Annotated in this window: 16 protein-coding genes and 1 pseudogene; 5 read left to right on the forward strand and 12 right to left on the reverse strand. The window is 33.9% G+C overall.

Annotation, left to right across the window (positions count from 1 at the left end):
* The first annotated feature begins 112 nt into the window (after nucleotides 1-112).
* On the forward strand, nucleotides 113-2,662 hold the full coding sequence (locus KS419_RS20425) for an ABC transporter permease (RefSeq protein WP_217068434.1): 2,550 nt from the start codon (nucleotides 113-115) through the stop codon (nucleotides 2,660-2,662).
* 1 nt (nucleotide 2,663) lies between these two features.
* Entirely contained in the window at nucleotides 2,664-3,329 is a 666-nt protein-coding gene (locus KS419_RS20430; protein ID WP_217068435.1) for an ABC transporter ATP-binding protein, read from the forward strand.
* A gap of 333 nt (nucleotides 3,330-3,662) precedes the next feature.
* Here the strand turns inward: KS419_RS20430 and KS419_RS25365 are convergent, their stop codons facing one another.
* Together KS419_RS25365 and KS419_RS25370 are read right to left on the reverse strand one after the other, a co-directional pair.
* Entirely contained in the window at nucleotides 3,663-4,781 is a 1,119-nt protein-coding gene (locus KS419_RS25365) for a 3'-5' exonuclease (protein WP_343215104.1), read from the reverse strand.
* Nucleotides 4,758-5,531 (reverse strand): annotated as a pseudogene (locus KS419_RS25370) (UvrD-helicase domain-containing protein); the annotation flags it as partial. The pseudogene KS419_RS25370 and the gene KS419_RS25365, both read right to left, overlap by 24 nt.
* A 371-nt stretch (nucleotides 5,532-5,902) precedes the next feature.
* Here KS419_RS25370 and KS419_RS20440 point away from each other — a divergent pair.
* Nucleotides 5,903-7,675, forward strand: a complete 1,773-nt coding sequence (locus KS419_RS20440; RefSeq protein ID WP_217068436.1) for a reverse transcriptase domain-containing protein — start codon at nucleotides 5,903-5,905, stop codon at nucleotides 7,673-7,675.
* A 216-nt stretch (nucleotides 7,676-7,891) separates the two neighbouring features.
* Nucleotides 7,892-8,752 carry an HNH endonuclease gene (locus KS419_RS20445; RefSeq protein WP_217068437.1) on the forward strand — a complete coding sequence of 287 codons (861 nt, stop codon included), beginning with the start codon at nucleotides 7,892-7,894 and terminating at the stop codon, nucleotides 8,750-8,752.
* Between the two features lie 301 nt (nucleotides 8,753-9,053).
* On the opposite strand, the gene KS419_RS20450 is transcribed toward KS419_RS20445, so the two are convergent.
* The 5 genes from KS419_RS20450 to KS419_RS20470 form a co-directional block, all read right to left on the reverse strand.
* The gene (locus KS419_RS20450; RefSeq protein WP_217068439.1) at nucleotides 9,054-11,108 is read right to left on the reverse strand and encodes an AIPR family protein; all 2,055 of its coding nucleotides are present in this window, start codon (nucleotides 11,106-11,108) and stop codon (nucleotides 9,054-9,056) included.
* A gap of 14 nt (nucleotides 11,109-11,122) precedes the next feature.
* The gene (locus KS419_RS20455; protein WP_246594308.1) at nucleotides 11,123-12,046 is read right to left on the reverse strand and encodes a PD-(D/E)XK motif protein; all 924 of its coding nucleotides are present in this window, start codon (nucleotides 12,044-12,046) and stop codon (nucleotides 11,123-11,125) included.
* Nucleotides 12,039-14,759 (reverse strand): Z1 domain-containing protein, encoded by a 2,721-nt coding sequence (locus KS419_RS20460; protein WP_217068441.1) that lies wholly within the window; start codon nucleotides 14,757-14,759, stop codon nucleotides 12,039-12,041. Before KS419_RS20460 ends, KS419_RS20455 begins: the two co-directional genes overlap by 8 nt.
* The gene (locus KS419_RS20465; protein WP_217068442.1) at nucleotides 14,737-16,173 is read right to left on the reverse strand and encodes an ATP-binding protein; all 1,437 of its coding nucleotides are present in this window, start codon (nucleotides 16,171-16,173) and stop codon (nucleotides 14,737-14,739) included. Before KS419_RS20465 ends, KS419_RS20460 begins: the two co-directional genes overlap by 23 nt.
* 141 nt (nucleotides 16,174-16,314) lie before the next feature.
* A complete protein-coding gene (locus KS419_RS20470) occupies nucleotides 16,315-18,006 on the reverse strand; it encodes a DNA cytosine methyltransferase (RefSeq protein ID WP_217068443.1) in 1,692 nt (563 codons plus the stop codon).
* Between the two features lie 327 nt (nucleotides 18,007-18,333).
* Here KS419_RS20470 and KS419_RS20475 point away from each other — a divergent pair, with 327 nt between their 5' ends.
* On the forward strand, nucleotides 18,334-18,570 hold the full coding sequence (locus KS419_RS20475; RefSeq protein WP_217068444.1) for a hypothetical protein: 237 nt from the start codon (nucleotides 18,334-18,336) through the stop codon (nucleotides 18,568-18,570).
* 154 nt (nucleotides 18,571-18,724) lie between these two features.
* On the opposite strand, the gene KS419_RS20480 is transcribed toward KS419_RS20475, so the two are convergent.
* The 5 genes from KS419_RS20480 to KS419_RS20500 all read right to left on the reverse strand — a co-directional run bounded on the left by KS419_RS20480 (nucleotide 18,725) and on the right by KS419_RS20500 (nucleotide 25,030).
* A complete protein-coding gene (locus tag KS419_RS20480; RefSeq protein WP_217068445.1) occupies nucleotides 18,725-19,477 on the reverse strand; it encodes a DUF6339 family protein in 753 nt (250 codons plus the stop codon).
* Nucleotides 19,474-20,364, reverse strand: coding sequence for a hypothetical protein (locus tag KS419_RS20485; protein WP_217068446.1), 891 nt, complete (start codon nucleotides 20,362-20,364; stop codon nucleotides 19,474-19,476). Before KS419_RS20485 ends, KS419_RS20480 begins: the two co-directional genes overlap by 4 nt.
* Nucleotides 20,354-22,141 carry a hypothetical protein gene (locus KS419_RS20490; protein ID WP_217068447.1) on the reverse strand — a complete coding sequence of 596 codons (1,788 nt, stop codon included), beginning with the start codon at nucleotides 22,139-22,141 and terminating at the stop codon, nucleotides 20,354-20,356. The genes KS419_RS20485 and KS419_RS20490 overlap by 11 nt, the downstream gene beginning before the upstream one ends.
* Before the next feature lie 143 nt (nucleotides 22,142-22,284).
* Nucleotides 22,285-24,711 (reverse strand): DEAD/DEAH box helicase family protein, encoded by a 2,427-nt coding sequence (locus KS419_RS20495; RefSeq protein ID WP_217068471.1) that lies wholly within the window; start codon nucleotides 24,709-24,711, stop codon nucleotides 22,285-22,287.
* Complete coding sequence (locus KS419_RS20500) at nucleotides 24,704-25,030, reverse strand: nucleoside triphosphate pyrophosphohydrolase (protein ID WP_217068448.1); 327 nt, start codon at nucleotides 25,028-25,030, stop codon at nucleotides 24,704-24,706. Before KS419_RS20500 ends, KS419_RS20495 begins: the two co-directional genes overlap by 8 nt.
* Nucleotides 25,031-25,081: the final 51 nt, after the last annotated feature.

Consider the following 25,081-nt stretch of genomic DNA (forward strand, 5'->3'; position numbering starts at 1 on the left):
CTCATCATATTTTATTTAATGAGTATTGCCTTTTTTATCATTTAAAGTTTATCATTCTGAGCGGAGATAATTTTACAACTATAAGTTGATTCTCATAAGGGGGTGAAATTCAATGATTCTTTACTTAAAATCTAGTTTTTCCGTCCGTTGGAAGTTGTATGTGACGCTGGTTCTTGTTATCGCCTGTTTAGGGATTGGTTATTTGTCGACCCAAGTGGTGACAGAACGTATTTCCATAGAAGCACATAAGGATTTGGAAGATCATTGGCGATATCAATACGATATTCTTGTAACTCCTGAATTAGATCAAGAGGTAAGGGGATTAGCGGATGGGTGGGTAACCCCTCAAAGCAGTATTGCCAGTTATGGCGGTATTTCGTTAGAGGACTGGGAAGCAATAAAGGAGATTGATGGCGTTGAAGTTGCTGCTCCCGTTTCCATGCTCGGATTTTTCGAGTTTGTTGGAATGAATTCACATAGCTCAAATGCTCAGCCGGGTAATTGGTATGAAATACATAAACAGGTGACCGCTTTTGACGGCCTGAAATCACATACATTGTCTGAGTACTCCTTTATATCAGAGTATTATAGTCCAGACATGGAAGAAACATATTTATATCAAAGGAGGCTTAAAGAAAGGGGATATCCAATTAATGTCACTCCAGGCAGTTCGGTGCGTTATCCGAATGAGATGCTTTTAGTGGCAATAGACCCTGAGATGGAGGAAAAGCTATTCAATGTCTCTGATAGTATGGTGTCTGGAAGCTATTTAGATGATTTTACTGCTGAAGTTGCCAGTATGCCTGTCGTTTCTGTTATCGCTCTTCAACAACCGAGTTACGAGATGGAGGAAAGGATTACAGTCCATGAGATATCGGTTCCAGAAGACGTGAGTTCAGACGATGTTCTAGGGAGAACAGATGATTATTTAAATAGCTTACCAAAAGAACAAATTGCAGAATTAACGATCTCAACGATGGACAGAGACTTAAGATATGAGTATGCGGATATTCATTTTGATGACGATGGGTATGTGAAGGTACCCCACAATTTAAAAGTGGTTCCAACAGAGATAATCAAGTTTTCACCAATTACATATGATTTAATTGAACACAATGAGGGAGAGCTGCCAATACTTCAAGCAGCTATTTACAGGAATACAAGTGAGTTTTACGATAATATTCATGTACCATTTTATCGTTATGAAATGGGGCAAAGAAGAATCTATGATTTTACAGTAGATATCATTGGTTACTATGATTCATCAAAAATAACCCCAAATTATGAAGGAGCTTGGGAACAAGGGGACCCCGTCGATATTTATACACCACATCACAGCATGATTGTAAAAAATGGTCTAGGGGAGGAAATCAAACCGACCCCGTTATTACCAATACCTGTGAAAGCCTCGTATTATCCAGGGGCACCAGATATGCTCACAACGTTAGAGAATGTGAGGCATGTGTATGGAGATGACCCGCCACTCTCCTCGATTCGAGTAGTCGTATCTGATGTGGACGAAAGATCAGAAGAAAGTCAGCGGAAAATTGAAGCCGTCGCTACTGAAATACAAGAAAAAACAGGTCATCACGTGGAAATAATGTTAGGATCATCAGCCAGTCGAGTGCATGTCCAACTAGCAGGAACAGAAGTAGATGAAGCTGGGACGGTCGAAGAGGGGTGGCAGCAACGTGGAGTTAGCTGGTCTATCGGAAACCAGATTGAACAAACAAATATTCTTTTATTTGTCTATCTTTTAGTGATAAGTATCATTTTTTGTTTCACCGTCATTACTCATAGTTTACTGAATCGTTCTGTTGATTTTGCAATGCTTAGAGCAATTGGTTGGCCAAGGACAAAATTAATGATGTCACTATTGTTGGAAGTAGTAATTATCAGTTTCATCCCTTTTATCGTTTTATGGATCGGGGACTTGTGGATGAACACATTGCAGTTCATCGATTATATGGTTATTTGGCTTATAACGTTCTTTATTTTAGTCATTAGTTATGGTACTGGCGGTTTTAAAGCACTCAAGTTATCACCATCGAAAGGATTAGCTGGTGAAGGTACTGATGGGGCATTCCTGCGTGTTATACCTATTCGAGGGATCCTCTCTTATGTTGTCCACCAACTTTTCCGCCGGCCGTTGCGATTTGGGTTATTGACTATCGTTATTGCCCTTACTACTTTTATGCTTTTGCTTACCTTAGCCACGCAACAAAGTCTATCTGATTTTTTGTATTTGAGCTTTTTAGGGGAAGCGATTGACTTGAAACTATCAAACTACCAAACCGCATTATTGTTTGTGAGTATACTCCTTGCGCTAATCAACACATTTTTATTACTTTATTTAAATTTTTCTGAACGGAAAAAAGAGTTTTATATCTTCCGCTCTATTGGCTGGTCAACGAAGCAAATCCAAGGATTAATTCATTTAGAATCAATCATCGTTTCTGTCGCTGGTTCCTTACTTGGGGCATTAGGAGGATATTATGTCATTCATTCATTTTTAGTAATACCAATACCTTTCTGGATAGTGGGGAGCATCATCGTTTTACCAGTCCTTCTCATTTCTCTTTATACGTTTTGTTTCACGGCAAAACTTAGCATGAACACAGTGAGAAAAAATCGTAATGCAATTTTTAACAGGGGGACCTAGAATGATAGAGTTAAAGAATGTAGTCAAAAGCTATAAACTTGGAACAAAGCGTGTGGACGTGCTAAAAAATATTTCCTTTACGATACAAGATCATAGCTATGTTTCCATAGTGGGACCTTCTGGATCTGGGAAGTCAACTTTAATTCATACAATCGGAGGAATGGAGCCGATTGACGAAGGGGAAATTTGGGTGAACGATCAGGCTGTTCATCAACTTAATGATAAACATTTGGCAAAGCTAAGACAAAATATGATCAGTTATGTATTCCAGCAATTCCAATTACTTCCGACAGCAACAGCACTTGAAAATGTGATGATGCCATTATTAACGGTGTTTTCTTCTGGGTTTGTAAAGCAAAGGGCTGAGAATGCGTTAAAGCGGGTAGGGTTGGCGCACCGACTCCACCATCTCCCTACTCGATTATCTGGGGGAGAACAGCAAAGGGTTGCCATTGCAAGAGCATTGATTACAGACCCGGAAATTATTCTAGCAGACGAGCCTACTGGTAACTTGGATTCAGAAACTGGGAGTAACATCATTCATCTATTAGAGGAAATTCACAAAGAAAAAGGGGTAACTGTCGTAGTCATTACTCATGATGAAGGAATTGCGGAACGTACAAATAGACAAATTCAAATTCTAGATGGAAAGTTATTAACTAAGTAGATATTCACTACTTCTTCTTTGTACACGAACTTGAATAAGCCAAGCAGGAACCCCTATTCCTTGAGTTTTTGTGTTTGCTTTTATTAAAACTTAAGACATTTAATAAGTCCTTTATTTTTTTCTCATTCTTCATGTGCACAAGTCGATGAACGGCTTCATGGAGCACTATCAAGTTTGGAAATGTAAACAACAAAAAAGAAGCAGGGGACGGACCTTGCGCTACCCAAAAAGGGAGCGAAAGGCCCGTCCCCACTGCTTCTGATTTCAAATAGGACAAACTATATTTCACCACTGTAAATTGATGAAGGAGCATGAGAACCGTCACGGTGCTCCTCAAAACTGCGGTCGACATTTTGGAAGATCATTTAATACTTCCCCTTGTCGATCAACGCATTTAATCTCCAATCCATCCGTGACAATTCCATAACGGACAGAATGGTCCGCTTCCATATAAGACGTTAACTGTGCGGAAGCATTCTCAATCCCTGCCCCAAACCTTTTTATTTCCGCGAAAATATAAGGGATCAGCTCCCCGTTCACATAAATACTTACTACAATGTCAACATAGCCCCGTTTGGAAAATTGCTGGACTGGAAACTCAAGCTGAATGAGCTCCAAAGGATAACCGTAGGTGTTTTTCAATTCCTTCAACAACCATTGACGGACAACTTCTTCCTTCGCATTAATATCAACTATTTGGTTCGTTAATTGATAATCCTGTATTCCAATTGAATGAAACGGTCGTAACGAACAGTCCCGTTTGACCCGTAGATGATCGTTATTTATTTCCTTAATAAATTTCGATGGCTTTCTAACGGAAGACATGTAAAGAAGTTCATTTGCCCTTGTCATTCCAACGTAAAGCAGTTTCCGTTCCTCCGAATCTAATGTAGCCTCATCATCAATATCATACATCCGATCATTCGGAATGATCCCTTCATTCAAATCAATGAGAAAAATAACTTTAAACTCTAATCCTTTAATAGAATGCATGGTTACTAATTTCACTTTATTAGACTCGAAATCTGGCTTAGAAGTATTCAATATCTCACAAGGAATACCCGCTTTTTCAAGCCCCACACTGGCACTTTCAATCAGTCGCTTCTCTTTAGCCACCAGACATATATCATAGTGCTCATAGTCATTCAATAACGTATTGATTTCACCAAGCAAATATTCAAGCTGCTTCCCACTATTAGCAAAAAAGCGATAGACCGGCGGATGACCATGGCGATCGATTAATGATGGCTTAACGAAATCAACATTGCTGTTAATATTGGTATCCTGTTCAATTAACCCATAAGCAGCTGTTGAAATCTCCGTGGTTGTCCGGTAATTTTTCGTAAGCATTCGCGACTTCCCACTCATGTCATAGCCAATCGTCGTATAAGGACGTCCCTTCCCTAACCAGGAGTGAGAGTATATACTTTGTGTATTATCTGCAACAAACATAATCGAGGAATGGGCCTTCTCATGATAAATACACTTTAAAAACTCAAGTTGAACCTTTGTCAGATCCTGACTTTCGTCAATAATAATATGAGTGTACTTTCCATGGTTCATTTGCTGCGCCTCTTCCAAGGCAAGAAGATTCATCTTTTTAAAAGTGATATACCCATTTTTTTCAAGGAGAAGATTAAACGCCTCCATCAATTCAAAAATAGCTGCCCGTAGTTCAGAGTTCTTGATCAACTTCTGAGGTGTCCCGCTCCCGCCAGTTGCCCGCCCAACACGATCGATGTTCTGGTACGTTTCCACATCAGGGATATGACAAGCATTGATCCACGTCACTTCATCCAGCAAAAAGTAGCTGTTTTTTGGGGACAATATCTTACTGGTTGGATACTTTTCTTTGACCTGATGAATCGCCTTCACCATCACCTGATTTTCAATTGGCGTTGTTGATAGGTTATAGTTCACTTTCATTCTCGTTTGATATTGATTGAAATACTTAAACATGAGACTATCAATCGTTGCAATCTCTATTTCACCATTTGGCTTGAACCAATGCTCAATCTCCTGCTCATCTTCTTTAAACTTTTCATATTGATATTTGATATAGTTTAGTAACGTTTTATTATAAGTTACTAGTAATATATTATCGTCTTCTTCATGGCTATAGTGCTGATGTAAAAATGAAATCCGGCGCACCGAGACCGTTGTCTTCCCTGATCCCGCAACTCCCTTAATCATCATATGGCCACTTGGAAGCTTACTGAATCCATTGGGAAAAAGGGAGTAACGTAATAATCAATCAAGTTACCCTTTTCTCTTCACCGTCAACTCCAGCCTAGTCAAGAAATGGCCAGCTACCAAACGTTCATTGTCAATTATCGCCTCAGTTAATAAGAAGTGAAAAAAATAAATTAATAGAAACATTTGGAACTATTTATGATATTATGTTAATGGAGTAGCTTCGAACATTAAAGGTGAAATCGCCTGTTTTGATAAGTGCAAAGGATTATTAATTCCTGGGCACCTATTCACTATTATTCAGTTTACTATTCTCTACGGAAACTAGAAAAGTGGAATGGCTACTCCAACTTTTTCAATAATGGGGGAAGGAAGTTAGTATGAATGTAGAGTTAACTAAACCAGACACTCTTTTAATATATGAATTTCAAAACTTACATTCTTTTAGTGATATAGCTAACCTATTAGAAATACCTATAGAAGTACTATGGAAAAATGTAGTTGATAAAAAAAAATACCACTCATTAAAAATCCCCAAAAAACAAAGTGATAAATTTAGAATTATAAATAAACCTTCAAAAAACCTAAATATAATTCAAAAAAAATTTAATTACATACTTTCTCTTGTGTATAAGTCTTCTCATTCGACATCCCACGGCTTTGAAAAACATAAAAGTATTCGTACAAATGCCATATGCCACTTGAATAGGCAACTAGTATTAAATTTAGATTTAGAAGAGTTCTTTTCCAGCATTATATTTCCAAGAGTAAGAGCCATGTTTATGACTTATTTTAAATTTAATAACGAAGTTGCAACTACTTTAGCTAATATTTGTTGCGATAACAATAATAAGCTACCCCAAGGAGCAGCAACTTCACCAATTGTATCTAACATTATTGCGTATAAGTTAGATAAACAATTAAGTAGATTAGCACGTACAAATGGTTGCATTTATTCTAGATATGCAGATGATATAACTTTATCAACAAATAATAAGAAATTTAGATTTGAAATTTTTAATGGGAATGATGGAGTAAAAGAAGTAGGTGAGAAAGTTAAACAGATAATTCAATCAAATGGATTTAAAATAAATTCGAGTAAAACAAGGATTTGCGAAAATAGCAAAGCACAGTATGTAACGGGAGTTAAAGTAAATAGTAAACTTAATGTTAATAGAACTTATGTACGAAGAATACGTTCAATTTTACATACGATAGAAAAGAATTTAGATAATATTGAAGAAGCTGTAAAAATCTTCAAAGAAAAGTACCCATACAGAGCCACTCTTTTTAACAACTATGATATGTTTAATATAGTTAGAGGAATGATATCTCATATAGGACATATTAAAGGGAAGCAGGATGCAGTTTTTCAAAAGTTTGTTATTAGATATAATAGGATAATTAGTGAAATTAACACTAAGGAAGGTACAAATTATGCCTTTCTTTATAGACCATATACCTGGACAGAATTTAGACAACAAAACATTTATGTTATCGAAGAAGATGAGATAAGTTATAGACTTGGCTCTCTTAATAAAAAAATTATCTCTTCACAAGGAAGTGCATTTTTACTTCAAGGAATTGGACTAGTTACTAACTGGCATGTTGTAAAATGTTTTATAGAAGGTGTAATTAATAATGAACTAGCTACTTTTAATAGCAACTATTACATTCCAGTTACTAAATCCCGGTATTCTGATAAAATATGGTTTGCAAAAATAATCATGTTTGATAAAGGAAGAGATATAGCGGTTCTTAAAATTGACGGCGTTGATGAAAAACTTTATGGCTTTGATTATTCTTTGGATATCAAAGAGAATATGGAATGCTGTTTACTAGGATATCCTGAATATATCCGGGATCAAACACTTCACGAAGTGGAAGGAAAAATACAGAGTCAAAGAATTAGTAGATACTATCCTAACGATTATGTAAGATATACCACAACAATGGCTATCCATGGTGGCAATAGTGGTGGTCCTGTAGTAAATAAAGAAAACAATGTAATTGCTATTGCTGTAAAAGGTAGCAATAATACAGTTGCAGAGGTAATACCGATTGGAGATTTATTAGAATCGATTAATCAGCAACAGATGATAAAGATTGAGCAGCATAATATTGTTCAAACCACAGAAGTAAGTAAATCATAACTTGTATGGATGTGCGCTCCTAATATAAGTATGCAAGCATATCAGGCTCAAATTTATAAACTTTAGAAAATTTTTATAATAATTTGCTAATGAGCTTTTACTTTACTCCTTATAACTTCTTTTCTATGCAGACAAGATCATAAAAAAAGGATTGATTTCCCGATAGAACATGTATCTTGAAATATTATGGAGAATTAAAGTGAATGGGGGAAAAAGATGAAGAATAATCTGTTTGAAATTAAGTATTATGAAACATATTATATTGCAAATATTATTAAGAATGTCATTAATGATCCATTTCCATATCTAATTAATTTGAATGAGTTTTATGGAGATGGAAATGAATGTCGTTTGGTACAAGGATTTCAAAAAAACTCAGTATTTCATCAATTTATTCAATTTGTTATTGAAAGTTTAATGGATGAAGAGATGAATAACGTTTCTATAAGCGAACGTTTAGAGATGGAGAAAAAATACAACATTGGATTTCATGATATAAATTACAGGGAATTACCCATCGAGGAGGCACTAAAATATTATTCAATACCTCATGAGAGTTTTTCAGAATGGATTCAATTTAATAATATAAAATTCGAGGATGTAACACCAGATGATATAAGTGATTATTACTTTGAATTATGTGAAGACGAGGTTTATATTCTATCTGAAAAAATGGCTAGTGAGGTATTTTATATCTTATTCATGAACCGATATTTATTAGGAAAATTTAATGAGCTAGTTGCAAGCGTCATTTCAAATATATCCTTAGAAGATGATTTTCTGAGATTAGAGGAAAAGAAACATTTTAAACGAGATGGCGTTTTACATAGAAAGCACATACCTCAGTGGGTAAAAAACGCTATTTTTTTCAGGGATAGAGGAAGGTGTGTTTTATGTAATAAAGATTTATCAAAATTATTATCTTTACAAAATTATAAGAATTTTGACCATATTGTTCCATTAGCATTAGGAGGTATGAATGACGTTAGTAATATTCAATTGTTATGTTCCAAATGTAATTTGGAAAAACATGATGGGGCTTCGCTAACATCTATTCTATATGAGAAATGGTTTTAACAAAACTAATGAGTAATAATATACAATCGGAGTAGATAATTTGCTAATCAATAACTTTAGAGTTGCTTTTTCCTTCTTTTACTCAATTCTAGCAACATCGTTGGTCCAATGAGGGGGTTAAATTTGCTTGGAGAGGTTTGAAAGTGCCCTTTTTTATGCCGGACCCTAGGGCCCGGCATAAACGTGTTACTGTAATAACATTCTACACTTTTTTATAAAAGGAATTAGGATAACATCCACATAATTACTTACTCCTTATCCTTGCACTATCAGCCATACTGCCACATTAGAAAATATCTAGTTAGTTGAATGACTTACCATCCACCACTTCCCATCCTTCTTTTTGTGCTCGTTGATACAATGAATAAAGTACTTTTGCTTGCTTCTCGGATGGTAAAGGAATTTTTCCTTCGGTATACTTCTTTAAGATATCTCTTTGAGCAATGGTTAGTGATCCCAGGCTATTAGTGCTTATATAATAGCTAAATAATTGGATCCAATGTTCAAAATTGGTTTTGACTACAAACGTTTGAATTTCAATACCACTATCTAATACTTTTTGCTGTTTTTCTGATTTATTTTCATATTTTTCTTCTTCTTTCGTAATAACTAGCTTTCTTAATGGTGATAAATCCAATTCAGTATTACAGATTTCTTTCCAACATATTTCTTTCTTACACCACTGTGATATATTTGCTGATCCTGGTGGCGGATTCGTAATTTTTTCATAGACTTTCTTTGTTATGGCCTTCATTAATTCTACCAATTCAATAGGTAACCGTTGATCATCCCATATTTTACTGAAATCAAAAAATACCTTTCTTTTGTGAATAGCATGTGACAGTAATGCAATAGAATAAGTAACAGTTTGGGCCCTGAAAGCGTTCTCGTACCATGAAGCCTTAGACACAATTTTTTCTGTTGCACGGAATAAAATTACCCTAGATACAGCATCTTTAAAAAATTTCTCTGTTATTGCCATCTGATTTTTTTCTAGAGTATCTGTAACGGAGTTAGCGAATTCTTCAAAACTATATTGAGCACCTTTTGAAACAACATGAGGTTTTCTATCCCATGAATTTTCACTTTTCGCTAAGAATGTTTTATCAATTAACTGCTGTTTTGGGTTTTCAATTTGGAATTGTTTTTTCTTTGCTGGTGTTAAATAGGCCTGCTCATTTAGATATTCTCCACGTACTCTTTCGTAGAACCAGTGCGTACGTTTCTGAGATCCTTCACGTGTCGCTACCCAAATTCGCTTTGAGTAATCTTTCATTTCCTTGTGGAACGGGCTATTCGAAAAGAAGTCTGACTTGTTGACCTTGTTTTGCGTATTTGCAAACTCAGACACGTTTGAAACAAATTCACTTTTCTTCTCAATATTATTCACAACAGACAATTTCATTTGAACAGACACCTTAGAAATATCTAGCTTCGAGTTCTTTTTTGCAGCGTAGATAGCAGAAGTAGTCTGACCACCATTTACAATTTGAAAATCAGTAATTTTAGTGATATACCCTTCTTTAGTTTCCACATGAGTGGCAGTAGCTGTGATTCCATTGTTATATGCAAAAAACATATCTGGTTTAAACTGAATTGTATTTCGAATACCTTTATTGACTCCCCCCCTAAACTGTAAGAAAGTACGAACATTCTGCTCCAAAAGCTTTTGACCGTAATCATCATAGATCTTAAAAAGTTGACTACCATCTAATATTCCTAAATATGATTGATATTCTTCGGAATTACTTGGCACTTCTAAATATGGCACTTTTAAATCTATATCATAAGAACCTGATGTATTCTCAGACTTATAAATAGCATATAAATAGTTTATATCAATAATCTTATGCTCACATGTAATATTACTAATCTCATCATTTGGTATGCTCGAAATAGTTTTTGTCAGTTTACCATCGGTTAGAACAATTAACCGAAACTTATCAATTAATTTATTTTGCACATTTCGATTAATAGTAAATGCAAGTGAATAGGCATCAGATGTTTCCTCTAAATCATTATGGAGACCATTCATACTTAATTCTACAAATTTCTTTAACCGCTTGAACTTTGATGATACTTGTTGCTTAGTTAACGTTTCGATTATGTCATCCTGAAAAAATTGAAAATTAATTAAAGTAAGAGTCTTTCTTTCTTCATCAAAATCATATCCATATACTTCACAACCAGTTTTAATAAATTCTGCAGCTTCGTAATTATTGGTTAAATCCCCTACTTGCATTAAATCTTCACATACTAGCTCAAAAAATGACTGTGCCTTCATTAATCCACGACTTTCGGAATCCGATAAGATTGATTGTAAGAAATCTGAATGGAACTCTTCTAATGTTATCATTACCTACAACTCCATTACTTTAAAATTTCATCTACTTTTACTTTAAACTGTGAACAACCCGATAATTCAATTCTGTATTTCAGATCTTTAATTAAAGGTGAAACATGTTCTAGATGTATCTTTGGAAAGTAATCCTTTACTTCATAAACGTTCACCTGTTCCAAAGAGAATTTGGATAAAGATTCTTGCTGAATCTCTGGAATATAACCATAGTGTTCTATTTTTTCCAAAAACTCGTATAGTAGATTATCGTCTTCTATGGATTCTGAAATAGAATTCACTACATCAATAATTGTCTCACCTCTATATACTTCATTTATCGCACAGGCGAATAAATATAATGGATTTTTTTCTGAATTTAACTGCTCTTTAGAGGAAATCCATACAGCATTACCAGATGTTAATCTATATGATTTAACTTCCATTGCTAAATTATCTAGTAGGAAATCCTGTTTATCGCCCAGAGCTCCCACCCAACTTTTTATACTTCTACTACATCCATATCTAGGAAACAAGTAATCTTGTAATATCTTTAATTCGCTAAATAGTCCCATCTGTTCTTCTTTTGATAATATGTTCAACGTTGTCCTCTGTAGTAACTTTTGCCATCTTACTAATCGTTCCATGACTTTTACAATTATATCTGTGTCATAATGCTTCATGACATTAATCAAATCATTGCAAAGTATTAAGAAAATCTCCCAATCATATGTTTCTTTCAAAAGTAAAATAAGTTGGTTGGGTGTCGACGTATTATCTAGTTTAATCTCAATACCTTTTAACTTAAATTCCCTTTTGGGCAGAATAAAGTCTTCATCACATTGAATTAATAGACCATATTTATTTAGGGAATCCTTAATCCAAAAAACATTGTATTTAATTGATTCTTTAACTCTAATTTTATTTAAATAATTTAAGTCCGCCCAAGGATTATTCATCATAGTCACCATCTTCATCATTCTCAACTTGATATGCTTCTTCGAGTTGCCTTTTATATACATTATTAATACGAACTTTAAGAGTATTTTCTTGTGGCCTCCCTGTAATAGGGAAACTAATTCCAAATCCAACGGTATTTATAATAAATTCATCATTCTGATCTCTTAGCTCTAAAGCATGAAGCATAAGCAAGGGTTTATCTAACTTTGTTCTCATCTCGCTTGAACTAATTCTTTTAAATTCTTTAGGCATGACAATTCTTTCTGGATTTGCTCGAGAAAGTTGTCTGTTGGTGACTTCATAATAACCATGCTTATGCTTTACCTTTCGTTTTTGACGCTTAACAGTAATGGTTTCAAATTCAAATTTTCTTGTTCCTTTTCCATTAAATAAAACAACATCCCAATCAGATTCATTATTTTGAATATATTTTCTAATGAATTCAATTGGCATTCTTGACCTTAAACCTAAAGGATCATGTCTATATAAATTATAATTGTTTACAAATTTTTCAACGATGGAATTTTTAACATTTTTCCACAGATGACTTTCCTTTGATTCATGCTCATATCCGCCAGTCAGTAAACTATTTATTATATCTTTTAAGACAACTTCGTTTTCTGAAATATCTTTTTCTAAATCACTTATCCACCCAGTTTCTTTCATCGACCCATCTAAATTCATCTGCAAAAACATATCTTCTGTGTGTTTTGATTTGTTTCTTGCTGTAACTTGTACAAGACTATCAGGATGCAACTGTACAGCTAAACCAAAATCCCTTGGTGTTAAATTGTCTTGTCGCATATCTTTTAATCGATTAATTAAATCATTTGTTGCCTCAATGATAAAACCAAACTTTTTATAAAGATCATCTGTTAAGTAAATACGACAAATATCTTCATATCCAATGCGATAACCAAACCAACGCCCCATTTGCATTAATGTATCGTAAAAAACAGTCGTTCTTAAGAAATAACTTACACTTAATCCTTCAAGTGTATACCCCCGTGACAAACTTAATCCACCGATAACTATTACGTTCGTTTGAATATCATCTCTATAAACTAACCGGTCTTTAGCTTTTTGATGCGCATCACGAATAATAACAAGTTCTATGACTTTAACTAGCTCTTTAATTACTGTTCCAAAGCTAAATTCAATATCTTCCAATCTTGTATCAAACGTTTTTCTCATAAGATTGATTTTTCCTGAATACTGGTCAGGATTATCGTAACTACCATAAGCGGTAATATCTTTTTTCAATACTTCAAAATACTCTTTCACCAATTTTTTTACTTTGATATGAACATCAGTAAATCTTGAAATATGAATAAGCATACTATTATGTTTTCTTTGATTACGTAAATTACGAATAGCAATATTGAGGAGAAATAATCGTACTGCGTCTTTCAGACTATCTGGCAACTCGTTTAACTCATCAACATAGTCTTTTTTATGTTTAATTACAAATGGTATTTTTCCTACTGGGTATGGAGTATCGTCTAATTCGTAAACTGCATCTTCATTAGGGATTTCTACTATATACTTTTTTTCTTCTCCACCAAATATTTTGTTAGCCCCAAAATAATTGGATGGTGCATCCAGTGCATAAATAAAATCTTCTGGAAATAAGTCTTTACCTACTTGGTCATTTTTGGCTTCGTGGTCAATAAAGATGTTAGCATATGGTGTTGCTGTATACGCAACATAAGCACTCTTTTTAAATTTCCTTAACAGTAGACGGATTTTTTCATTAATTACAGTTGGATCTTCTTCATCTTTTGTATTAATGGAAGCATAATCTGACTCATCGTCAATAACCAACATTGCTTTTTCAATTTGGTTCTTATAATGTTTTTCCAACCATTCTAATAAATTTGATAATGACTTCGTGTGCTTTTTTATTACTACTAAAATGGGTAGTTGCATATTTTCAAAATTTGTTGTTCCTCTTGCTTTCGCTGTTTCTAGTTTAAAGTCATTATCAGCATTGGTAAGACTGTCTGGCATCTTTTCTCTTTTAAAACCAGGTAATTGACCAACACCTTGATAGTTAGCCCCAATAAATACATCATCTAACCTTTTTTGAGTTTGGTCTCTAAGGTTATTAAGTCCCCCAGCTATAACAACAATGAATCGGTAGCCTGCATCTGCAGCCTTACAAATCAAAGAAGCATAATTGGACGTCTTTCCAGATTGCACATGTCCAACAACCATACCGTATATTGAAAATTCCCCCAAATCAGGATCGGCTAAATTATTCATTACCGCATCTGTATCTTCATCTATTGTGTTTAATACCTCGGTTGGTAAATTTCGTTTCATATAGTTCATGTAATTTGTAGAATAATAGTTTTCTATTTCAAGTTGCTTTTTACTTGTCCACCATGTTAAATCTCTAGTTTTCTGAATTTCACCAGTTACTAGTACGCCAGATTCGATCTTTACAATAAAAGACTGTTCTAACTCCTTTTGTATGTATTTCCAATCTTCTAAACTTAAAGATCGTATATGCCTCTCATCTTCAATTCCAAGAATAATTTTTAATATATTTGGAGGAGTATTTTCAATAACTCCTTTCCATTCTTCAATTAATTGTTTTATTGAATCTTCTTGTAATACACTTTGTTTTGTAAGATTCTCAGAAATTTTCTCTTTTACATGATCATACATAATATTTTGATTTTGATTAGCTTCTTCCATTATTGGCATATTCAAAATACTCCTCCCTATTTTTGTATACTTCAGTTCTTAACAAATCCTTTATAAATTCCTCACTAATACCGCTAGCACGCCAATTTTCCACAAGTGCTTTTATTTGTACTTCATCTATTAATGAATCTTGTTTCACTTTCATAGGGTTTGTGTTCAATTGTGCAACGATAGCATCCAACGGAAGATAGCCTTCTACTCCCATTAATATGACGTTCAACATATGTCGCTGGTCTTCATCAAGTGTATTTTCAAGGCTTTTAATAATTGGATGCAACCTGTTTATTGCGAATTTAATTTCTTTATTATCAGCAAGCAATTCCCAAAAACGAGTAGTTGATTTATCTTCAATTTTTTTCCCTCTTCCCGTATAGGGTCTTGAACCTTTTACAGTCACCTGCTGTATAACACGTTTTAAATCTTTTTTTAATTCACTATCAGGATTGGCAAATGATTTCTTTATATCAATACCCCAAGCAGAATCTTGGTTATTTGGGATATCTATTTTAATCCTGACTAGCTTGTGGGCATCGTTTGCCCTGTGCATACCCCACCACGTCCCATAAATAAGGAGACGGTGGGCTCTATATAAATAGAATCCTTGGGATTTGGTATACCCATCTTTCGTAGCATACTTTTCAAATTCTTGCTGTGATAATTTCGAGTGATGTGGTAATATATATGGCTGAACTACAATTTCTGAGTCCTTATACTTTATTTTTTCCGGTGTTAATTGTTGTGTTGCTATATGTTTTGGATTAAATGGATTAAACGGCTCTAATTGAAGACCATTTACAGAAATCCTAAGTGCTTTTTTTCCCGGAACAATCCCTTCTAAGAAACAATGAAAAACTAACGATAAATGGTTTCTTAAAATTTCTACTTTATTCGGTATTGCAGCTTCGGTAAAAGTATCAATATCCTGCCAAATTACTAGAGTTCCGCTCTCTTGTTTATTGAATTCAGCATAAAGAGGTACACTTTCATACTTCTTTAAATCTGGAGTGATTAGTAACCATTCGTTTTGTGTTGAAATATATTCTAAATCCCATTGTTTAATGAAAACCCTTCCATTTTTCTTGGAAATAACAGTTAAATCAGTACATTGAGAAAACGAAGCAGTTTTTAAACCTAATCCAAAACGACCTAAATCTGTATTTTCTCTAGTTGTATCAGGATCATTGGTAGCTAAACGCATAGCATCTATTAGTTCACCATTTGACATACCAGTTCCGTCATCTAATAAAGAAAACACTGTCTTAGGCTGTGGTATACAAGCTATCTGTATATTTTTTGCTTTTGCAGTAATACTATTATCAAGTACATCTGCAACTGCTACTTCAAACGAATATCCTATATCTCTTAATGATTTAATAAAATTTGATACAACAGGTTTTACTAGTTCTGTCTTCACCTTTTCACCAACTTTTCTAAATAACTAAACAATCTATCAAATCAAAAAATTTGTAAGAAAATATCATTTTTTAGTTTCTAATTATAATTATACAAAAAAGAGGACTAATAAGTCCCCTTTTTCCAATAATTTGTCTATATTTTAAACAACAGTTTCTTCAAGTTTATTATTAATTATATCAACTGCATTCATCTTTGGTTTTTCACCTAGGGCTTTTAGTATACTTTCTGCGACAAATCTTGCTAATAGTGGAGGTACAGCATTCCCTACTTGCTGATATTGTGCATCTTTTGTTCCTTTAAAAATAAATCTATCTTGAAATGACTGTAATCTAGCAGCTTCCCTAATTGTAACAGCCCTATCTAAACTCGGGTGAATCCACATTGACTTTCTTACATTTAGAACTGTTCCTGACACACTATCGTAACTCAATCTTTTATATACTGTGTTTTGAGTTCTACTGTAATCAGTATATGTTGATTTAAGTTTTTCATCTAAATCATGAAAGTTTTGCCCTGGCCTTAAAGTACGGAACCGTTTTAAGGCTATTTCACGAGTTTCAGTTCTAACATGATTATAAACAAATCCTTTATTTCCCTCTTTGAAATATTCAAACAATCTGTTATCTCTTTGTGAAATGTAGTTGTTTTTATAAGATGGTGGTAATGTATCTGTATTTGTAGAAGTTGTAATTAATTCTAAATCCTTTATAGCATCAGCTATTTTAATGAAATTTTTTTCATCAGTTAACACTGGTTCTGGGAGAGTAACTTTTTGACCTTCTTCTATTAAGCCCTCTTTAGCTCCTACTATAAAAAGTCGTTTCCTCTGTTGTGGTACCCCAAAATTAACAGCATTAAGAATAAATTCATCATCTTCGTTTATTTTGTAGCCTAAGGACTTTAATCTTTTTTTCACATACTCAAACACATTATAGGTTTGTACATCTATGATTATACTATCATTTTTAGAAGAGAGATTTTGATAATGTACATTATTATCTAATATTTCTTTAAACTTCATTAAAATCTTTTGTACTTCTAAAATATGTCTTAAATTGTCAATAAACTCTATTGATTGGTTTCCTTCAATGAGAGATTCTAATTGATCACCTAACCCCAGCCATACTTCTTTATATTCGTTACACCAGTAAGAGGAATGTATTGTATCCCATTTAGTAATTAACTTACTAAAATACCGCAAATTGGTTTCTTTAGAAATATACCCCAATATGTCTTTTTGTTTAGTGAAAGCGTTTAACTTCGAGAAAATCTCTCCATTTATCATAAAACTTTCTTCCCATCCTCCATTGTTTAGAAAGTTTATTAGCGTCTCTGTTAATGCTGTCTTACTTCCGATAACAATGGTTTCATTGCGGACTTCAACCATTAATTCTTCTGTTAAATAAGTATCTTCATTTTTAGTTTTGAAAAACTTATGTTTATCTGAATCCATAGTATTTACATTTTCCATTACAAAAGCTTTGGGTTTTAGTTTCTCTATAATACTAATATATTCTTTTACTAATTGATTATTTGTGGAAACTAGTGTATTTCTTTGACGATTGGCATTCGAAAACCCTTGGCAGGGTGGACCACCAATTACTATATTCACCCCAATCTTTCTTAAATCTCGAATTTGGTCTTCTTTTATATCTTTGATATTTTCAAAGAAATACTGTTCCTTTAAACTATTATGGTTTTCTTTATATGTTTTTCTAGCATTTTTATCTATTTCCACCGCAGCAACCACTTCAAAACAACCGGTTTGTTCAAAGCCTGCACTTAGACCTCCAGCACCAGCAAATAAATCAATTACTTTAAATTTATTCATTGTAAATCCCCTCTAATAACTTTAAAATATCTTTAATATCTTATTATAACATAAGAACCTATGTGCCAAATAATGATTTAATAGGAAAATTCAAACAGAAATGTTTAACTATAACTAAGTTGTCCTTTTAATTTTATTGATTAATTATCGCTGATTCTCTTTATGTCCATTTAATTGTTATACTGGATAAATTTACATGTACATGGGTTCTATTCAGCAATGGCCTTTTTAGATATAGTAGATTACAATATAATCGCATGGAAAAATATAGAACCGTCGAAAAAATTTGATAAAATAAATATATTACAAAACAAAGGAGGACTTGAATTGGCTTTGATAAATAGTGCAAACTTTAATAGATTAAACAAAGAAAGAAATGCCATTCATAAGGAAGTAGATGCAAGCTATACAAGTTTTTCTAGCAATGGAGAAAAGTACTTCCAAATTGATACTTATGGAACCAGTGATCGGAAATTCCAAGGAAAAATTAGTCAATCATTTCAATTCAATCAAGAGACAGCCGAAAACATAATTAGACTACTAAAGAAGGAATTCAACATATAAAACTAGTTAGGTATGAAGAGTTCAATTACCCTAAGTCTTATACCAATGTCATTTATTTATCTGTGTAGGCGAGTTTTAATTACCATGTTTATCTAGATGATCACAAACGCAAAAAAACTATCGACAGGTTTTTTTATCCTGTCGATTTTATTAGTTAAAAGAGAGAGGCTTGTAAGTTTTGTGTCTTCTTCCAACTATTTTTTATTTCTTCAATTATCTCCCTCAACTCCGATTCATCCAAGTAATCCCATAACCTAACACTACCTGTCAAATTAATATATCGTGCAACAAATCTAATATAATCTCTTGATTTAACTTCGTATTCTTCAGTTAACTCTTTTAAGGAAATTAAAGTTGCCTCTACCATCTTTCGATTTCTACATATTGTAGGAGTTTCAAGTATCATTCTCGCAATATCTTGATCTTGATTCTGAAGCATTATACTTGTTAAATAAAACGGATTCTCAAATTTGGAATTATAAGTGATATGAGCAAACCACCAAAGTCGTGCTAATCCATTACGTGAAAATGGTCTTTCCCTGAAAAAATACCTGTTTAAGATAAAATTCACAGCTGAACCCATAGTCTCTTCAATGGGCCACCTTTTCCTCATATAGTCCCAATGAGTAATATGAGTCATAAATGCCCATATTCTTTCATCAGCTACTTCTGCTAAAGGTAGATGTGATAGCGATTTATAAATTATTGTTGAATTTTCATAATCCAATTTTTCAATATTTATTGTCTGTGTTTCTAAAACTAATCTGTTATAGTATAATTCAACTGATTCTTCACCCAACAATTCCTCAAACTCTTCAATAAAAGGTTTATCTACATAATATTTATCCAGATTACTTTCAACACTACTCTTCAGTTTGTTTAAATAATTTTCTTTTAACCTATTCATACCTCTTCCTCCTCAGTAACCTCATCATAAATATTGATAAGCGTATCTAAAGATTTAGATAAAGGATCCTCTAATATTTCTTGAGCTAATAAAATAACTTCTAATTCATCGTATATTTGTGGATCGTATGGATCCTTATTTTTTTCTTTTATTTTTTCTACTAAAACTTTAAACCACCGACAATCAGAGTAGCCGTCATCAATGCTACCTTCTTCATCATTTAATTCACTACCTATTACCTGGAGTGCAGAAGAGATTACAGGTACTCCTATTAAGGAATATAAAATTGGTAGTAGTTCATTATACTCAATTATTGAATTGTAAAGAGAGTAATTTTTCCCATTCAATTTCACAATTAAACGATTTGATTCAAAAAAAATAGTAAATGGCTTAGCATCATCTTCAGATTTCTCGAATTGTATAATTGATTCGGATTTATTCAGTTCTTCTTTATCAATACTTATATTAAAGTCATAACCTACAGCTAAAATGTCGCCCTTGTTAAGGGTAAATGAATAACCTTCAAAATCATTATCAAAATCCATATTAGTGTAGTTTTCTATCTTCTTGGTTGCCACAATAAATGTACATACCTCAATACCATTATCAATTTTAGAAGCATCTAAGATTAATTCTTGAGTTTCTTGTGTTGATGATTCTAGTAATCTAAACTGGGTTTTTGGACATTCAATATGAGTAATATAATTTGCATCACCATTGTTTATTAAATCTAATAATCCAATATTATTTAAGCTATGTTTAATAGTTAAAACAATTTTAGTAGACTCAATATTATAGCTAATGTCCGTTTCATAGGATCCTTGTACAAAATCATCTGTAAAATCTGCTAGCACTGGATATGGAAAATGTCTTTCTTTAACTTTCATCAACTATAACCTCCAGTGAAGCCCGCAATTTTTCCTCTAATTCAACACGAATCGTTTTTTTATCGTTATTATCGAAATTTACTGGACCAATGCGACCATTAGTTATTGGTAATTGTTTATTCATATTTAAATCTAGAGCAGTAATGGGATTGGTATCGTAAGATCTAGAATCTTCACCTATGAAATTTAATTTAATCCAACCATCCCCACCCAAATCAGTTCCAATTTTCAAATCATAAATACCTTTATTACCACTGACCACTATAGATTTAATTCTAGTTATATTAAGTCTTTTTCTACTATTTGTTCCATTAGAAGTCTTCCTTTTTTTAGTGTTCTTTCTTCTATACTTAGTATTTCCACCTTTACCTTTAGACGCAATTTCTGCTCTACTCTTCTTTTTATTCCTTCTTGCGTTTACTTTAATAGTCTTTGGAATTATACTATTTTGGTTTTCTTCAATAGAATTTTCTTCTAGTGGTGAATCTTCATTTAAATAGTCTGGTAGGAACTTATTAAACCCTTTAAAATCCAATTTATTCTTTTCATGAAATTTATTCATCCCTTTTACAGACTCTCTAACAAATCTCCCTAACTCCTTAATGACTGAATCTGCCAATTTAGGGTCTTCATGCCTTGCAGCTTCCCATTTATCATGTGCTGGTGGTTCTGTTTTTCTTAGTAGTTTATTAAGCTCTTGCCCTTGTATAAGAAGAACACCAGAAAATTTTATTCCACCCCTAAACCGGTCCATGTGAGTAATCTTCATACCTGTGCTTCTAACCATCGCAACTTTTTTTGAAAACTCATCATTCTTTTGTAAATACAACAATACTGTTCCTAACCCTTTTATATCCTTACTAGTTCGCTCCCCAAAAGTTATTGCAGAAAAATATTCATTAGCATACAAATTTTTATTTATTTTAATGTAACGATCTATTAACATCTTTAAGTTTGATTTATTAATTGTGACTTTCCCTACTTCAACTATAAGTTTCTCTTCGTAGATTGCTACAAAGAAATTTTCTAGAACTGCCATAATTATTTTTTCTTCCCATGAGTCATCATTAATAAATCCTGCAACAAAAATATCTGTACCATAATCTTTTCGATCATACCATTTTGGAATTGAATAACTATTAGTTATTGGCTGAGTATTTTTTTTTAGTCCATAAAATCCAGTCCCACGCGTTTCATTCTCCCCATCAAAATGCGATGCTAATCTTGAAACACCTTGGAAAGCTCGCTCGTGGTTTTGATTGTATGTATGATAGAAAATTGTTCTTAAGTTTGAACAGGCAAACGGTGCGCTTTTACCAATTCCAAAGGAACCACCTGAACTGCCACCTTTATTACTAATCCCAATCGATTTAACAAGATTTTCCCAATCACTTGCTTCTTCAGATACTCCTACTAATCCAGTTGTATTAAAATCACTCACTTGAAGGAATGTAATTTTTTCCGTCTCCAAAATATTAATAGCTTTTTTAAAGAAGTCTTTTGCATTATGGGGTGTTCTTTTATATTCCCTACAAGAATCTAGTGATTTCAATAAACCTGTTCTATTAGGAAAACTATTTTTATTTATAAAAAATTTTCGAAATAACACTTTAACTGGCTTATTATTAATTTTTCTTGCATCAGTAGAATTTTGAATAATTTCTCTTGCTAATGATTCAATTTGATTCCCTCTAAAGCTTTCAACACCAGAGTCATTTAGGCCTTCAGGCTGTCCCCCCTCTGCATTAATAGGAAAATACCATCGATACATATTCAAATTACCTCACCCCAAACTATATAATTATGAAAAAACTACAAATTCTGATAATTTTATAATACCAAAAATTGTAGATTTTAACATTTAATAATAATTATTGGGTAATTCAGTAGAGAGTACTTCCAATACATTCGTAAATATTGTTATTTTTTCCTTCTCTCAAAATACCGATGCAACCTATACTCACAAATCTCCTTTGTCCAGCTATACAACGTTTTGTTATATTCCTCAGCCACATCAAACGTCAGTTGGAAAACTCCTTCATCAAATGCAAGCATCCCCTTAGAACTGCCACTCCATTTGGACATTGGCATATCGGCGATCAATTTAGCTACTTTAGTTTCATCATATTCCCACAACCGTTTTCCTTGCTTATCGGAGAAGTCTATTCGCTTTCGGTATTCCTTCTCTGTTAAATACTTATGGAAATGTGGAGCTGCTTCCACTGGCGTTACTGAATTCATCCAATCCTGTATTCCACGGCTCAACATAAAGGATAGGACCACCATTTTATAGCTCTTTGCCATGCCTGTCCGCTCCACTTCCTTGAGCCAATCCTCATATGCTTTAAAGACTTTCTCTTCATGGTCATTCAATTCTTCCGCCCAATATAAAAATCCCACATATGACTTAAACTCCTGATAATACTCAATTGAGTTGGCATTACCATGGAGATGTAATTCCAAATACGACGGCCTTCTTCCAATATCCTGCTTAAGTTCGAAATAAGCATGTCGTAGCTGCTCTATCCTCGGCTGCCGTTTCTTTCTAAGTTCTTGTAATAAATTGACTACACCTAAATCAAAATCTATCAGACAGTTTTCCGGTACTTGCGGCACTAGAGTAGCACTCTTTTTTCGTTCCTCTTCAGACTGTGTGTCCAGCAAACTTAATTTATTGTCCGCATTTCGGTAATTCCCAATCAAGTCGATGATCGTACAGTATTCTTTCCCATGAAATAGTCGCAGTCCTCGTCCCACCTGCTGAGTAAATACCGTTAGAGATTCTGTCGGTCTTACGAATAAGAGAGTATCTAAGGATGGTATGTCTGTTCCTTCATTGAAGAGATCCACTGTAAAGATAATCTCTAACTGACCCTGCTCGATCATTCGTAAAGCATCTGACCGGGTGTATTCGCTCCCTTGGGAATGAATGCTCGTTGCCTTAACGCCTTTTGATTTAAAATAATTTGCAAGAAAATTAGACTGTTTAATAGAAGAGCAAAAACCTAGAGTACGAGTTTGCTTGTAGTTCATCCAGCTTTCGAATACCTTGTCAGCCATTTCATCCCTCAGCTGCACTGCCAGTAGTTCCTCTTCATCATATCTAGTACCTAGCCAAGTAATTTGAGAATAATCAGTTTCATCATATACTCCAATGTAGTGAAACGGCGACAACCAGTTTCTCTGAATCGCCTCGATAAAATGTAGCTGATAGGCCACGTTCCCATCACATATACCATAAACATCTTTACCATCCATCCGGTCTGGAGTTGCTGTAATGCCTAGAAAAAAAGCTGGCTGGAAATAGTCAAGTACCTTCTGATAACTCTTTGCTGCAGCGTGATGTAACTCATCCATTACAATTAAGTCAAAGCTGTCCCTTGAAAACTGTTTAAGATGCCTTTCATTAGCTAAAGTGAAGATCGATGCAAACACACAATCCGACGTATACTCCTTAAATATGCCGTTATAAATACCAAAGGAACGATTAGGCATTATATTCTGGAAGGACTGTTTCGCTTGGTTTAAGATCTCTTCCCGGTGTGCAATGAACATTACCCGTTGGTAGTTTTCAGCGAAGAATCCAGCTAAATACGTTTTTCCAAGGCCAGTAGCCATGACGCACATGGCTTTATCGTAACCCTCATCCCTCACTGTTTCCAATGCTTCCAACGCTTCTATTTGGGCATGACGTGGTGTAATGGAACCATAGGATTGCTTCGTTTCGATAACTGTTGAGGCTACTTCTTCCTCCTTTGTTTTAGGAATCATCAATTCTAGTTCCTCAGCCTTCGTCCAGGTTCGAATTAACTCAGGATGTTCACGATGATATTTATTATATAGATTCTCATATTCTAATATAGTTTCCTCATTTACCGGCACAGTTTGTTCGTGTAGGAACAATTTCATAAACTCAGCTAATGCCTTTTCATATGTAACAATGGAGGCGCTGGAATCCATCAGTAAACTCCATTCCACACCATGAGTTAATGCTGATCTCGACATGTTGGAAGAGCCAATAATGATGGAGCCATCTTGCTTACCCTGTTGAAACAAGTAAGCTTTCGGATGGAAGGACTTCCCGTTACTTCTATACAGACGCACTTCTATTTTTTCACTTAGTTGTATTAACTTTTTTAGTGCAGTTGGCTGGGTTACAAATAAATAATCACCAGTACAAATCTTCACTTCCGCTCCACGATCGATTGCCCTTTTTAACGACTTCTCTAACACCTCCACCCCTGATTTCATTACAAACGAGGTTAAGATATAAATCGATGAAGCTTTTTCAATCGCTGTGACCAATTCGTCAACCAACGTTTCCGTAATTAATTGTACTTTACTCATCTTCCACATCAATCAGGAATATCCCCTTCTGAAATCCCCCGCGCTTCACTTCTTTCTCCTGACGTACATGTTCGACGTCTTCCATTGTTTTCCCATGAACTTTCGCAAGAGAATGAAGGATTTCCAGGATATCTGCCAGTTCTTCTACTGCCGTATCATCTGTTTTGGCACTGAGATATTCTTCCACTTCTTCCCCTAATTTTGTTCTTAATTCTTTTATGTATTCTGTATTTTCGAGTATTCTAGTTCGGTAGGACTTACCAGTTGCTTCAATAATCATTGGGATCTTATCTCGAACAAGCTTGTGATAAGTTGGCATAGACAATTCTCCTTTGCATACTGTATATATTTAACAGTCTATCATAGTATG

It is taken from the genome of Evansella tamaricis, assembly GCF_019042215.1.
Taxonomy (GTDB): Bacteria; Bacillota; Bacilli; order Bacillales; family Salisediminibacteriaceae; genus Evansella; species Evansella tamaricis.